We start from the raw sequence: 14,247 nt of genomic DNA on the forward strand, positions 1-14,247 counted from the left end.
CAGGAAAGGCGGACACCCCATGTCTCCCCTGTCTCCCCCGTCCCCTCTGTCCCCCCGCCCGGACCAGCACTCCACCCAGCACCCAAAGCCGCTCTCCTATCCCTTCTGGACCAGCGAAGGTCTGGATCTGCACCCCGAATACCGTCAGCTGTGGGACAAGCCGCTGGCCCGGGTGCGTCTTCCCTACGGTGAGGACGCCTGGCTGGCGACCCGTCACGAGGATGTCCGCACCGTCCTGTCCGACCCCCGCTTCAGCCTCGCCACGGCCGTCAGCCGCGATCAGCCCCGAATCGGGCGGATGCCCCGTACGGGCGGTGGTCTCATCGCCAGCGACGCCCCCGACCACACCCGGATGCGCTCCCTGCTGAGCAAGGAATTCACCGCCCGCCGTATCGAGCGACTGCGCGAGGACATCCGCAGGACCGCCGACGGTCTGCTGGACCGGATGATCGACACCGGACCGCCCGCCGACCTGATCGAGGATTTCGCCTTCCCGCTTCCCATGACACTTATCTGCGAACTGGTCGGCGTGCCCCACTCGGACCATCCTCATGTTCGGGCCTGGGCCGACACCGTGTGTTCGGGAAGCGCCACGCCCGAGACGATTCAGCGACGGGCCACGGAGTTCTTCGCCCTCATGCGAGGCTGGGTGGATACGCGCCGCCGGGAGCCCGCCGACGATCTGCTCACGCTCATGGTCCGGGCCTGCGACAAGGACGGAAGTGTTTCCGAGGGCGAACTGATGGGGCTGCTCAATGAACTCCTCGTCGGTGGATTCGTCACCACCACCAACCAGATCGGCAATTTCTTCTCCCTCCTGCTGCTCCCCCGCGACAGCGAGGAGGACCTGATGGCCCGGCTGCGCGCCGAGCCCGGTCTCATCCCGAAGGCGGTCGAGGAACTGCTGCGCTATGTGCCGCTGCTCAACGGACTGAGCCTGCCGCGCTACGCCACGGAGGACACGGAGCTGGGCGGGGTCCTGGTCCGCGCGGGCGAGCCCGTCATCGTCTCCCCCTCCGCCGCGAACCGGGACCCCGGTGTTTTCGACGACCCGGACCGGGTGATTCTCGACCGTGCCAACAACTCGCATGTGAGCTTCGGGCACGGGACGCACTACTGCCTCGGCGCCCACCTCGCCCGACTGGAACTCCAGGTGAGTCTGGAACGGGTACTCAGCCGTATGCCGGACCTGCGTCTGGCCGTTCCCGTGAACGAACTGCGCTGGCGCTCCAAGGAGTTCTTCAGCGGGCTGCACGAGCTGCCCGTCACGTGGTGACCCGCTGACCGGGTGCCCGAGCACCCTCGGCCCGGATCAGCCGGAACAGCGGCGGATCCGGGCTTCGTGGCGTGAGATCCGGCAGCCGCGCCCCATTACGGCAGGGCTCGGGCACCCGGACGCTTCCGGCGGGTCTCTACTCGGGCTGCGTCACCGTCAGGGCCCATCGGACATCGTCGTGCGAGGCGTCGACCCCCACCGTGAAGGATCCGGGCCGCACCACACCCGCGTCCATGGTCGCCGAGCCCACACCCGCACTGCCGACAGGACAGTCCACGGTGAACTCGGCCACCCGCGCCCCCTGCGACTCCATCGTCACCGCCACATCGCCGCCGCCCTCGCAGGCCACGGTGAGTACGGTCGGCAGTCCATCCCACGCGCCCCCCGACGCGACTCCACCGTCTCCCGTCATCTCCTCCACCCACACCAGGCCGTCCGGACCCGGGTGGGGCAGTAGGCCCCCAGCCGCCACGGCGGGCCCGGCTCCCACCCCCGCCAGGCCGAACACCGCCACCACCGCTACGGCCACCATGCCTCTCGCACGCATCACGCCTGCCCCTCCCGATCACTTGTCATGACACAGACAGTGTGCCGTGAAGGAAGTCCCACGCGCATGAGTACGGACACTCATGACGCCCACGCGGGGAACGGGCCCACGACCGGCTCGGTCTCGCGGTCCAGTCGAGCGCCCGTCAGGGGGCGCTGCCTCAATCCGCGCCGGCCTGGTCGCAGACCTGGTCCGTCCTGCTGCCCGGAGGTGTCAGAGACTTCTCCGCCCGCGAGAGACCCCGCCCCGCCACCGCGCAGAGTTTCTCCAGCCATCGCTCCGGGTCGAGTTCGAGGATGTGGCCGTCCGACCCGTCGACCAGGCCCATGAACCTGCCGTCCTGGGTCAGATCGGCGGTCGCGCCGTACCCCGGTGTGAAGTGGTAGCGCTCGGTGCCGCTGCGCACATCCCAGGTGGTGTACTCGTTCAGCGTGCTCTGGGTGCTCAGGGTGGACTCCGAGGCGAAGCCGGCGAGCCATTGGACGCCCCGGTACGCGAGCGGTGTGAGCCACTTGTCCTTGCCCTCCTTGTCCATGTCCCACACCCGAACGCCACCGTCGTAGGTCAGCACCGCGAGCAGCCGTCCCGTGGGGTCGAAGCCCAGCTGTTTGACGGCGCCGAACCCCTTCGTCTCGATCGAGGCGACCTCCCGCCCCTCCTCGAAGTCCCAGATCACGATGTCGTAGCCCCCGGTGGCCGTGCGCACAGCCGCCTGCCCATGCCCCGGGCGCGCCATCGCCCAGGTGCCGGCGGCCGCGAACGAGACCTCAACCGACTCCTGAGCCCTGGGCCGGTAGGCCGTGCCCGCTTCCCGGCCCCGCGCGAGGTCCCATCGCACGACGTACGACAACGCCGAGATCACCGCGTGGTCCGGCCCGTCGAAGCTGATGTTGACCCAGGCCGGCGTGCGCCCGGAGCGTGGGTCGGGACCTGTCGGGTCGATGTCCGGCGGTCGTGGCAGATCGATCCGGTCCACCTCTTTGAGCGTGCCCCCGTCCATCTCCCAGACCAGGACGGTACGGCCGTCGGCCGCGGGCGTGAGGACCCGTTTGCCGTCCGGGCTGTAGGCGCCGTACAGGGCGGCCAGCGGACGGGACGGCCGCACCGCCGCCAGCAGCCTGTGCGCACGCAGGTCCCACAGACGCAGTCCATTGCCGTCGGCGTCGACACTGATGACGCGATTGTGGTCGGCGTCCACCGTCCTGATCCGGGCGGTGAGCATGGCGGTGTCGAACGAGGACGGCTCCGGAACACGCGCCACCATCACCGTCGCGCCGACGCCGACCACGGCCCGGAGATTGCCCGGCGGCCCGGTGAGCGCCATGGCGAGCGGCTGCGAGCCGCCGGTGAACGACTCGTCCTGCTGGGCGGGCGCGGGCAGGTCAAGGGTGGCGGGGCGCCCCTGCATCAGGTCGAGTACCAGGAACCGGAACCTCCCGAGGGAGGGACCGAAGCGCTGTGCCGGGTTGATGAGGAAGCGGCCGGTCCGGTCCAGCCGCGGCACATACAGCGGGCAGACCAGGCCCAGTTGGTTCCTGCTGTACTGATGGCGCACTTTCGGACTGCCGGTCAGGTCCCAGGACTGGAGAACCCCTTCGGGAGTGCACCGCACCAGCGTCCGGCCGTCGCCGCTCACGGTGACGGGCCCGGTCCGGTCCGTTCCCCATGTCGCCGCATCGCGTTCGCCGTTGGCGAGGTTCCAGCGGACCAGGCGGCCCTCGGCCCCCGCGGCCGCGCCTTCCTGGGTGATCCGGCCGATCACGGTTCCCTCGGGACCGAACCACGCCTCGGCCGTCTCCCATCCCGTCGGTGCGCGCAGCGCCTTGCCCACGCGCCGGCCGCTCTCGGACTCCCAGGCCAGGACGCCTTCGCCGGGCAGCGCGGCGAGCACTCTGTCCCCGGTACCGTCGAAACGGAGGTCGACGGCCGCGCGAGCGTTCTTCCGTACGGCGTCGCCGTCCCGCAGGACCACCGTGCGCCAGTCACCCTTGCTCTCCAGGCCTTCCGGGCCTTCGGGAGGGATGCCCAGGGACACCTTCCCGTTGACGGACGCCCGCGCGAAGATCCGCCCGTCGGGTGAGAGCGTGACGATCCTCGATCCTGTCGGCAGGCCGCGCTCGTCCACCGTGTCCTTGCCGAGGGTCAGACCGACCGCGTCGCCCGAGGTCATGCCCACGTTTACGCGTTTGCCGTCCTCGCTCATCGCGACATCACGGACCGGGGCGTGGTTGTCCCACACCACCCGCTCCACATGGCGCAGCCGCAGATACTGACTGATCAACGCGGTGCGGGCCTCCGGCTCCTCGGCCGTACGGTAGGCCGCCCCCGAGAACAGCGCCGACGTCACCACCGACACGTCGTCAAGCTGCTCGGCCCGCACCGCCAACTGCTCGGACGCCGCCCGCCGCAGTTGCCCGTCCAACTCCGCGTTGCGCGACAGGAAAAGCCCTGAGGCGACCACCGCGAGCACCGTCAGCACGGCGAGGCCGCCGATGAACCACCGCTTCTGCCGCACCCGCCGCCGGACACGGTCCTCCCGCGCCATCCGCCGCTCGACCGAGCGGTCGATGAACCGCCGCTCCGCGTCGGTCAGTTCGAGACCCCGAAGCTCCACCCACCGTTCCGCCTCCGCGAGCGATTCGCCCTCCAGGAGCTGCCCGCGCTCCTCGTCGTGCCGCAGCTCCGCCCGCCAGCCCAGGAACTTCCGGTCCTGCCGTACCCGCGCCTCAAGGCGCTGCCAGGCACCGATCAGTGCCTCGTGGGCGAGTTCGACGGTGACCGCGTCCCCGTCGCCGCCGCGCAGGACGAGCAGCCGCCGCTCGGCGAGCGCGGTCGCGATCCGCCAGCGCTCCGGCCCCGCCTCCTCCCGGCTCAGGACGTTGCGCATCGGGGCCTCGCCGCCCGGCAGGAACCGGACGAGATCGGTGAGCAGCCGCATGGCCTCGGTCTCGTCGGCCTCGCGGACACACTGCCGCCAGACGGTCTCGGCGTACCGTCCCAACGCGCCCTGCACGCCGCCGACTTCACGATAGGTATCGAATCTCAGCCGCCCCGCGGCCTGTCCGTCCCACAGCTGCGCCAGCACGAAGCCCAGCAGGGGCAGCGCGCCGGGGCCGTCCCCCGCGTCGTCGAGCATCCGCTCCACGAGTCCGTCGTCGTAGGTCACGGCGGGCGTCGCCTCAAGGGGGCCCCGGATCACCCGCTCCAACTGGGCGCGGGACATCGGGGCGAGCAGCCGTACCTGGCCGCGGCCGAGTGCCGGGCCGAGCAGCGGGTGGTTGAGGGCCGAGTCCGTGAAATCCGATCTGAGGGTGACACACACCCGCGGTCCGTCGGGGTGGTGCGCGGGAAACAGCAGCCGTACGGCCTCCTCGACCTCGCTGTCCGGTCCGGCGAGGAGTTCTTCGCCTTGATCGAGCAGAACGAGGGGGCGCCGCTCCCACTCCCCGCCGGTCATGCGCAGGGCGTCCATCAGGCCGCGCTCGGCGAGCAGGTCCTCCAGCCGGCGTACCTCCTGGGCCCTGGCGGACCCGCGCAGTCCGGGACGTACGGCCGTGACCAGCTCCGACGCGAGCGCCGCCCGCAGGGAGCCGCCCTCACCGGAGCGCACCACCAGGACGACATGGCCGCGCTCACGCATCCGCGGCACCACCCCCGCGCGGGCGAGCGAGGACTTGCCGCTGCCGGAGGGGCCCACGAGGGTGACACATGGGTGGGAGCCGAGGAGCAGGGCGGTGACATCGGCGATGTCGTCCCGCCGCCCGAAGTAGACGTCCGCGTCGGCCTCTTGAAAGGTGGACAGGCCGCGGTACGGTGACGCGGGGCGGACCACGGGTGACAGTTCGGGCAGCTCGGCGACGAGCGTGCGGGTGGGTATCAGGAAGCTCTGCTGGACTCCGCCGGGCTGGATCACGACCACCATGCCGGCCACGGCCCGCAGTTGTTCGTCCCAGACCGGGCTGCCGCTGAACCCCTGCTCGACGGGCAGGCCGTGCGGGTCCGCCTGCGACAGCTGGATCCAGCCCTCGGCGGTGCCGCCGCGCAGCCGTCCGTAGTGCCAGACGCCGCCCGGGGAGCGACGCGGGAAGCCCGGCACGCGTACGTCATGGCCCCACACCCGCTCGGTGTCGGCCATGTTCACCGGGCGGGCCCCGGGAATCGGCGCCCGCAGCCGGAGGACCGCTATATCGCCGGTCTGGTCCGCCCGTGCCGGCACCCAGCGCACGACCTCCGCCGCGCCGCCGCCCTCGGCGAAGGGCAGATCGACGAAGACCTCGGTGCCCGCCGCCACAGTGTCCTCACGAGACCGGTCAAGGGCGTCGTTCACCACATGGGCGCAGGTCAACACCAGTTCGGGGGACACGAGAAAACCCGCTCCCGCCAATTCGCCGCCGGGGCCCTTGACCCGGACCACGGCAGCGGCCAGTGCCTCCTCGGGACTCCGTGACCCGTCCCCCGTACCCGTCCCCGTCATCCAGACCTCCGCGTCACCGCGCCCCCTCGGGTCCTGTCCGGACAGGACCTAGGTCCAACTCCGTTACCAAGTATGCCCGTTGGCATCTTCACGGTCACTTCAGTTCTCGGCCGGAGTGACCGCGGGGCCTCCATCTCCGGGCCCTCCGTGCGGTGTCATCCCTTGCGGTGGCCGTGCTCGCACTAGGCAACCGTCCGACCACGCACAGCGGTACCGTTGGGAAGGGGGGCAGGAGTTAAGAGCGTTAAGCAGTCAGAGCACGGGAGTTGGGGACCAGTGACGACACGACAGCCGAACGCCGGACTTGAGCGGCTGTACCGCGAGAGCGGCTGGACCCTGCGGCAGTTCGCCCAAGAGGTCAACCGCATCGGAACCGAGCGTGGAACCCCTCTCAAGTACCAACAACCGTCAGTGCACCAGTGGTTGAGCGGCCACCTGCCGAAGGAGACTGTTCGGCCGCTGGTTCTGGAAGCACTCGCCCGGAGACTGCTCCGCCCCATCACGCACTCGGAGGCCGGATTCCCGGCACCCCCGGAAGAGTCCAACAGCCACCCGACTACCGTTGAAGGGCTGGTAGACCTCGGGAGGCAAGACATGGACCCCTCACGCCGTAGCATTCTCGGCGCGGGGTTGTTCTCTGTTGCCCTTACCATTCCCGACTGGCCTGACGTTATCGGCCGGATGGAGGCCGTCCAAAAGGGACAGGCGCAGCGCATGGGAATGCCCGACGTAAACATGATCACTGCCATGACTGAGCGAATTTCCGGTCTCGATGATCAATTTGGCGGCCGCCACGCGCGCCCCATGGCGGCTGCCTTCCTCGTGAACACCGTTGCACCCTATCTGCGGGCGGAAGCTCCGGAGTCTGTTCGCAAAGCAATGATGGCCGCCGCGTCGGACCTGTGTTATCTCACTGGATATATGGCCGTGGACGAGGGAGTCCACGGGCTAGCCCAACGCTACTATTTGAAGGCACTGGAACTCGCGGGGGCAGCAGAGGATCATCTGACCTTCTGCACGACGCTTCGGGGCATGAGTGTGCAGGCTGTTGATTTGCGGCACGGACGACATGCAATGCGGCTTGCCGACGCTGCCGCAGCGGCTTCCCCGGAGGCAGGACCGCGAATGCGGGCATTCCTCGCCGGCCAGCAGGCCCACGCCAGCGCCCAAATGGGCGACCGGTCTAAGTCTCTGATGTACCTTCGCGAGGCGGAAGCGTCCGTAGAAAAGGCGGAGTCCCGCTCAAAGACGTTCGGGTCCTACAACTCTTCGACCCTTGCCTACCATATTTCCCAAGTCCGATTCGAACTCGGCGACGTTCCCGGCAGTGTGGAATCACTGCAATCACATTTCCGTCTTCGTGATTCGAGTGATAGCCGAAGGTCGGCAATCCGATTCAGCTTCCTGCTGGCCGAAAGGCAACTAGGAATAGGGCACCTCGAAGCGGCTTGCGACACCTGGGGCAAAGCCTTGGAAGAGGTTCCCACTATCCATTCTGGGAGAGTTGACGAGCAGGTTGCGACAATCGCCCCTCTTCTTCGCCCGTATCGGGCGAACTCAACGGCACGTGAAATCTATGATCGCGCTCGTGAAGCAGCTTGATTCGAGCGGCAGATACGGTCTCGCGCCAATCGGGCTCGGTCAGTTCCGAGGGTGGAACGGCAGCGCTCTGCGGGTGCCGAAGGTGCGATTGGTCGTGAGCTTGACGATGGTGGTGGCGCCGGCCGAGTCGATGTAGACGGCATCCGGGAGCTCGCGATCGCGAAGACGCGCTCCCTGTGCCAACGTGAGGCCTGTGTCCAACTTCTCGACGTTCATCGAGCGCAACAAGAGGTTCGCGGAGACCGATGCCCGGCTCAACGTGCCCGCCGTCCCGTTCGTCCCGTTCAAGCAGACGTACGTGATCACCTGCATCGATCCACGGGTGGAACCGGCCGCCATTCTCGGGGTCGAGCTGGGTGAGGCGATCATCCTGCGTAACGTGGGCGGCCGGGTGACCCCCGCCGCCCTCCAGGACGTGGCGTGGATCAGCTATCTCCACGAGGTCAAGACGCCGGATGCCGACTGGTTCGATCTGGCCGTCATCCACCACACCGACTGCGGATCCGGTCTGTTCGCCGACGACGAGTTGCGCCGTGGCTTTGTCACGCGCTTCGGTTACGACGACCGGACCATCGCGGATCTCGCCGTGGTCGAGCCCGCCCGGACACTGCGGAAGGACGTCGACCTGCTCCGGAGCAGCCCGCACCTGTCCTCCCACGTCAAGGTCTCGGGTCACCTCTACGACCTGGAGACCGGCCTGCTCACCACGCTCGTCGCCCCGTAGTGCTTCGTCAGGTCCTGTCCGGGTCAGGTCCTGTCCGGTCGGGCGACCGCTCGCGTCATTGCCGCGGTTTCCGCCATCCCCCGGTCTGCTGGCGGGACGCCATCAGCCAGGTGACCGTTCGGCTGATGTCACTGGAGGAGATGATGCCGAGGAGCCGGTGGTCGTCCAGTACCAGCACTCGATTCTCCGCGCCGGGCTGGATACGCGGCAGGAGGTCCGCGAGGGGGGCGTCCGGGGCCGCGGTGGTGGCCTGTTCCAGCGGCAGCATCACGTCCGCGACCGTACGGGAGTCCCGCTGCTCCTCGGGGACGTGCCTGGCCCGGTCCAGGGTGACCAGCCCAGCTGCCCTGTCTCCCGCACCGACCACGGGAAAGGCCGAGAACCGATACCGGTAGCGGGGATCGGTGAGGAACTGCGCGACGGTCAGGCCGCCCTGCACGGTGACCGGGTCGGGAGTCATGGCCTGCCGCACCGGGATACCCGCCAGAAGGGTCCGGAAATGCGCCTGACGTCCTTCGGCGGTGGCGGCGGCGATGAGGAACCAGCCGATCAGTGACAGCCAGAGTCCCCCGAAGTCGCGGGTCACGATGAACAGCAGAAAGCCGGCCGCGACCAGCAGCCAGCCGAAGGCGCGTCCCGCGGCGCTCGCGTTGACCGTCGCCCGTAGCGGGTCTCCGCTCCGACGCCACAGCAGGGCACGCAGCAGTCGGCCTCCGTCCAGCGGAGCCGCGGGGATGGAGTTGAACAGGGCGAGGAGGATATTGATCACGGCCAGCCAGGTCACCGCCTCGATGAGCAGTCCCGGGGCGTGTCCGAGATGGAGGAGCCAGGCGCAGAGCCCGAAGACCACTCCGAGCAGGAGGCTGACCAGGGGGCCCACACCGGCGATACGCACTTCCGCGGCCGGGGTCGACGCCTCGGATCTCATCCGGGCCACGCCGCCCAGAAGCCAGAGCGTGATGTCGTCGACCTGTACCCCGTTTCGCCGGGCGACGATGGCGTGGGCCAGTTCATGGGCGAGGAGCGAGGCGAAGAAGATCAGCGAGGTGGCGAGTGCGGCCACCCAGTACAACGCCGGCGAGTGTCCGGGCTCCACCTGCGGGAAGCGAACCTGTGCCAGGCTCAGCGCGAGGAGGAAGAAGATCACCAGGACACTCCAGTGAACCCCGATCCTCACCCCGGCGATCCGCCCGAGCGAGAAGGTTGCTCGCACGTTGGTCTCCCTGTGTGATCGGCGTGCTGCCCGCTGTAGCGGCAAGATCCGCACAAGCGGCGCCCGCACGGGTTTCCTCCCCCTGACTGTCCTCCCCTCTGGCTGTCCTCCCATGGTGCGACCATCAGCACCGTGCGGCATCCGAAGCGTGTGTCCCCGGCCACGCGAAACGCTCGGCCGGGAGACCCCGGCCGAGCGTCAGGCGAAGCTACTGACAACAGCCTCTAGGCTGCCATCAGGTCAGATCGTCGGTGTGTCGTCGACGACCTCTTTGTGCGGCTCGACAATGAACTTCCAGCCCTCGCTGGGCTCCAGGAACCGCACTCGGGTCGGGTAGATGTCCAAGGCGCGGCGGTCGCGGTTCTGGCTGTTCGCGCCCTTCCGCCCCCGGATCGGCTCCTCGTACAGGTCGACCTTGACGTCCGGTACCGCGACGACTTCCTCGCTCCAGCGCTGAACGATCCCCACACCGAACGCGTCCCGCGCGGCGGTGTAGAGCGCCTCCAGAGATTCCTTGCTCCCGTTGGGCACGAAGAGGGCGAGATTCAGCAGAACGCCGGCACTCTGGAGAACCTCTATTTCTTCCCCTGCCTCGTCGGCTATCCAGATTCCGCGTTCTTCGGCATTGTCCGGGAGAATCTGTATTTCCTTGTCGAAAATCGTCCTCGCGGTGAAGGACCCTCCCTCGAAATTCTTACCCGGCTCCGTAAGAAAAGCCGGGGCGTAGCAGTCGAGAGGAAGGCCGTCCATCTCCGCCGAGACGAAGATGCCGTCCTGGAGGCCCAACTCTGAAACCTCCTCGGCCGTAAGACGTCGAGCCGCAACCTTCTCGATATTCACGCCATTCCCCTTTTTCGTGGCATCCTGTGAATTCATCGAGACTCTATCACGAAAACGCCAGGTCAGTTCCCGATATGCAGGCGCTCTCGGTTACGAGCGGTACTGGCCGACCGGTATCACCTTGCGGGGAACGCGACCATTCTCCCGAATCTCGGGGAAGCATCGCGTGAATCAAAGAATCGAGGTTACCGATTGTGGAACAGCGAGGTCGTCCGCGCCGAGGTTCAACTCCGCCGCGGGCAAGCGCCTCGGCCGGCCGCTCGCGGATGCGGGGGCCGGCCGGCGGCATGATGTCCTCGCCCCGCGCCGCCGCCCGGGCGACAGCCCGGCTGGGCGACGGCCGGTTGGGCGACGGTGCGGTCCTTCACGCCGGCCCATCGCCTCGCCCGGACATGGCACCCCCGGCGTCGTCGACGCGCCCGCCGGTGGTGCCGATGTCGGTCATCGGTCCTGGCCACCCGCCTCAGCGAGCAGGGCCGCTACGCGGGTGACCGTGCGGTCTTCGAGGTAGGGCCCGATGATCTGGACGCCCATGGGCAGGCCGTCACGGGTGCGCCCCATCGGCACGGTGACCGAGGGAAGATGAACGTGGCCGGCGAGATTCGTCCAGGTGGTCTGGTCGTAGTACGGCCGCCGCCGGCCGTCGACCATGATGTGCCGCTCCGTCGGCGGCAGGCCGGTCTGGTCCTCGACGGCCGCCGTCGGCGCGACGGGCGTGATCAGCACGTCGTGGGTCTCGAAGTAGGTGCTCCAGACGTCCCGTAGTTGGGTGCGCTGCTCGTGCGCGAGGAGCCAGGACCGGTGGCGGCTCGTGCGTCCGCGCAGGAAGGCGGCGTACGGGGACCGGTCGTCCGCGGCGAGTGTGTTGGCCTGGGCGCACTCCGCGGCGAAGGCGTCTTCCGGAGCGGTGGCGGAGGCGGTGGCGAACATCAGCGTGGTGAAGAGGGCGTTGCTGGTGGCCAGGTCGACCGGTCGGGTCGCGGCGTCCAGGCGGGCGCCCGCCTTACGGAGCGACTGCTCGACCTGATCCAGGAGTTGGCCCGTCTCGCTGTCGACGGCGCAGAACGGATCATCGGGCCACCACCCGATGCGGTAGTGGCGCAGCTCGTCGTGGCGCGCGGGCGGGAGGCGGAGCTGCCAAGCGGTGGCGTCCCTGGGCGAGGGTGCCGCGAGGACGTCCAGGGCGAGGTCGAGGTCGGCCGCGGTGCGCGCGAAGGGGGCGAGGGTGAGCATGTCGCCGCTGGTGGCCCAGCCGGGCGGTCGCGGGATATGGCCGCGGGTGGGCACGATGCCGTGGCTGGGACGCAGGGCGTGCACGCCGCAGTAGTGGCCCGGCAGCCGGGCGGATCCGGCCAGGTCGCTGCCGAGGGCGAGCGGCGCGTGCCCGGCGGCGACGGCGGCGGCCGGTCCGCCGGAGGACCCGCCGGCCGTACGGAGACGGTCGTGCGGGTTGGGGGTGGTCCCGAAGAGCGTGTTGGAGGTCTGGATGTCCTGGCAGTTCGGCGGAACGTTGGCCTTGCCGAGGATGATCGCGCCCGCGCGGCGCAGGAGTGCGACCGCGTCCGCGTCACGGTCGGGGATGTGGTCGGCCAGTTCGGGCAGGCCGCAGGTGGTACGCAGACCGCGGGTCTCCAGCGAGTCCTTGACGACGACCGGGAGGCCGAGCAACGGCAGTTCGCCCCCTCGGGCCCGCTGGCTGTCCGCCGCGTCCGCCTCGGCGCGTACCGCGTCGGGGTCGACGGTGATCACCGCGTTGAAGCCCGGATCGGCGGCGATGACCTCCAGATGGAGTTCGGCCAGTTCGCGGGCCGAGGTCTGTCGGCCGGAGAGGGCGCGCAGCTGGTCGACGGCGGACTGCTGGGTGAGGTCGCTCAACGCTGATCTCCTGTGGTGACGGGGGCGGTTGTGGCGCGGTGGGAGGTGAAGTGTCTGGCGATGCCGAGCAGGGCGCGGAGGTTGTCGTCCGGGGTGCCGGTGGCGCCGTGGATCTCCGCGTAGTCGGCGGGTTCGGTCTGCGGCGGGTGCCGGGCGGCCATCGCGTCCAGTGCGTGACGGATCTGGTCGGCGGTGACGGCGAGGGCGAGGTCCTGGCCGGTGAGTCCGGCGGCCCGGTGGCGTGTCTCCGCGTCGGACCGTACGGCGGGAGAGAGATGGGGGCGCAGGATGCGCTGGCCGTCGCGGATCTCGACCGTGCGCCGGTAGAGATGCCATCCCAGATCGACGCCGGGGTCGCTCAGGCCGTCGTGGCTGGGGGGCGAGTCGAGGGAGATGCCGGGCGCCTGGGCGTGCAGTACCTCCCACAGCGGCCCCAACTGCCGGTACTGGTCGCGCTCGCGGCGGCGGGTGCGCAGCCGGACGGCGGTCAGCGCGAGGGTGGGCACGAGCCAGCCCAGGAGGACCACGGCGGCGCCGAGGTCCCCGCAGATCCAGGCGATCGCGTCCAGTTCGTCCAGATTCCCGCCGGCCAGCGAGGCGACCACTCCCCCGATACGGATCCCGCTGTATCCGAGGGTGATCACCGATCCGACGGCCACGGTGTAGAGGCCGCGGGCCACCCACACCGCGCCGGTACGGCGGGCGTGCCGCCAGCAGGCTCGGGCCAGCCACACCTCACCCACCGCGTACGCCACGATGTAGAGGGTCAGATAGGCCCGGTAGACGTCCGTGTGCACGAAATACGCGGTGAAGCCGACCGGCCGCGACGCGCTCGGGGTGAGATTGGCGAACAGCGCCACAAGGGCGACGATCACGGCGGCGCAGGCCGCTCCCCAGACCAGGATGGTGCGGCGGGTCCGCTCGGGCGGTCCCCAGCAGGCCAGGATGACCTGCTGACACCCGATCATGGTGATGACACAGATGTGCGCGATGAGGGCCGACGCGTTCGGCACGTCCAGCGCCTTGTCCACCCGTGTCCACACCGGAGCGAAGGACACCGCGAACGAAGCCCCGGACAGGGCGAATACGGCGGCGAGCGCGGCGAGCGCGGGATCATCGCGGAAGCTCCGCGCCCGGAGCAGCAGCAGGGCGAGTCCGAGCAGGGCGAACGTCAGCGAGATGGGGTGCAGGACCTCTTTCACCGCAGGTTCCTCCCGTTCAGCAGGGTGCGCGCCACACGGTCCGCGGCGTCCGGCAGTCGGCGGTGGATGCTCTGCTGGAGGAGCGAGGCGATGGTCTCCGCCTCCTCCTCGTCCTTGTACTCATAGGTGGTCCTGCCAAGGATCATGCGTACGGTCTCCGGATTCAGCGTGTTGAAGAACCGTTCGGTGACGGGCTGTTCGGGCGCGGCGGCCAGGCTGTTGTGACCGCGCAGGATGTGTCCGAGCTCATGGGCGATGATGTGGTCCGCGTGGGCGGGGCTGGTCCGTGGGTCGTAGAAGATGTGGTCCACGTCTGTGGTGCGGACCCACATGCCGCACGGCTCGGCGGTGTTGGTGACCGTCGGCTCCAGGCGGATGGGCCGGCCGGAGACCTCCTCGATACGAGGGAGGAGGTCGCGGACGCTGGTGACGGTCGAGGGCACGTCAAGATTCTCCACCAGTAGCCGACAGGTACGCCGCAAGGGTGATTCCAT

11 protein-coding genes are annotated in these 14,247 nt (G+C 69.1%); 3 read left to right on the top strand and 8 right to left on the bottom strand.

The genetic code is table 11. The features are described 5' to 3' along the window. Positions 1-19 precede the first annotated feature (19 nt). The gene (locus tag ABTZ59_RS13690; protein ID WP_351395621.1) at positions 20-1,276 is read left to right on the top strand and encodes a cytochrome P450; all 1,257 of its coding nucleotides are present in this window, start codon (positions 20-22) and stop codon (positions 1,274-1,276) included. A gap of 136 nt (positions 1,277-1,412) precedes the next feature. On the opposite strand, the gene ABTZ59_RS13695 is transcribed toward ABTZ59_RS13690, so the two are convergent. Beyond that, entirely contained in the window at positions 1,413-1,823 is a 411-nt protein-coding gene (locus tag ABTZ59_RS13695; protein ID WP_351395624.1) for a hypothetical protein, read from the bottom strand. Positions 1,824-1,983: 160 nt separating this feature from the next. Further along, entirely contained in the window at positions 1,984-6,297 is a 4,314-nt protein-coding gene (locus ABTZ59_RS13700; RefSeq protein WP_351395626.1) for an nSTAND1 domain-containing NTPase, read from the bottom strand. Between the two features lie 276 nt (positions 6,298-6,573). On the opposite strand from ABTZ59_RS13700, the gene ABTZ59_RS13705 reads away from it, so the two are divergent. After that, the gene (locus ABTZ59_RS13705; RefSeq protein ID WP_351395629.1) at positions 6,574-7,899 is read left to right on the top strand and encodes an NsdA family TPR-like regulatory protein; all 1,326 of its coding nucleotides are present in this window, start codon (positions 6,574-6,576) and stop codon (positions 7,897-7,899) included. Positions 7,900-7,938: 39 nt separating this feature from the next. Here ABTZ59_RS13705 and ABTZ59_RS13710 read toward each other — a convergent pair whose 3' ends face one another. After that, positions 7,939-8,100, bottom strand: a complete 162-nt coding sequence (locus ABTZ59_RS13710) for a hypothetical protein (protein WP_351395631.1) — start codon at positions 8,098-8,100, stop codon at positions 7,939-7,941. Between ABTZ59_RS13710 and ABTZ59_RS13715 the strand changes: the two genes are divergently transcribed. Beyond that, complete coding sequence (locus ABTZ59_RS13715) at positions 8,093-8,623, top strand: carbonic anhydrase (RefSeq protein WP_351395634.1); 531 nt, start codon at positions 8,093-8,095, stop codon at positions 8,621-8,623. The two genes, ABTZ59_RS13710 and ABTZ59_RS13715, sit on opposite strands and share 8 nt — an antisense overlap. A gap of 55 nt (positions 8,624-8,678) precedes the next feature. Here ABTZ59_RS13715 and ABTZ59_RS13720 read toward each other — a convergent pair whose 3' ends face one another. From ABTZ59_RS13720 to ABTZ59_RS13740, 5 genes are all read right to left on the bottom strand, one after another. Next, positions 8,679-9,836, bottom strand: a complete 1,158-nt coding sequence (locus tag ABTZ59_RS13720; RefSeq protein ID WP_351395637.1) for a site-2 protease family protein — start codon at positions 9,834-9,836, stop codon at positions 8,679-8,681. A 240-nt stretch (positions 9,837-10,076) separates the two neighbouring features. Further along, positions 10,077-10,676: a hypothetical protein gene (locus tag ABTZ59_RS13725; protein WP_351395640.1), complete on the bottom strand. Its 600-nt coding sequence runs from the start codon at positions 10,674-10,676 to the stop codon at positions 10,077-10,079. 441 nt (positions 10,677-11,117) lie between these two features. Further along, the gene (locus ABTZ59_RS13730) at positions 11,118-12,551 is read right to left on the bottom strand and encodes an amidase (RefSeq protein WP_351395643.1); all 1,434 of its coding nucleotides are present in this window, start codon (positions 12,549-12,551) and stop codon (positions 11,118-11,120) included. Then, positions 12,548-13,753 (bottom strand): MAB_1171c family putative transporter, encoded by a 1,206-nt coding sequence (locus ABTZ59_RS13735; protein WP_351395645.1) that lies wholly within the window; start codon positions 13,751-13,753, stop codon positions 12,548-12,550. Before ABTZ59_RS13735 ends, ABTZ59_RS13730 begins: the two co-directional genes overlap by 4 nt. Further along, positions 13,750-14,196, bottom strand: coding sequence for a hypothetical protein (locus tag ABTZ59_RS13740; protein ID WP_351395647.1), 447 nt, complete (start codon positions 14,194-14,196; stop codon positions 13,750-13,752). Before ABTZ59_RS13740 ends, ABTZ59_RS13735 begins: the two co-directional genes overlap by 4 nt. Positions 14,197-14,247: the final 51 nt, after the last annotated feature.

This window comes from Streptomyces sp. NPDC094034, assembly GCF_040303865.1.
Taxonomy (GTDB): Bacteria; Actinomycetota; Actinomycetes; order Streptomycetales; family Streptomycetaceae; genus Streptomyces.

Excerpts from the sequence above, each read along its gene's own strand:
- ABTZ59_RS13700 (WP_351395626.1), bottom strand. The coding sequence starts at position 6,297 with ATGACGGGGACGGGTACGGGGGACGGGTCACGGAGTCCCGAGGAGGCA.
- ABTZ59_RS13695 (WP_351395624.1), bottom strand. The coding sequence starts at position 1,823 with ATGCGTGCGAGAGGCATGGTGGCCGTAGCGGTGGTGGCGGTGTTCGGC.
- ABTZ59_RS13690 (WP_351395621.1), top strand. The coding sequence starts at position 20 with ATGTCTCCCCTGTCTCCCCCGTCCCCTCTGTCCCCCCGCCCGGACCAG.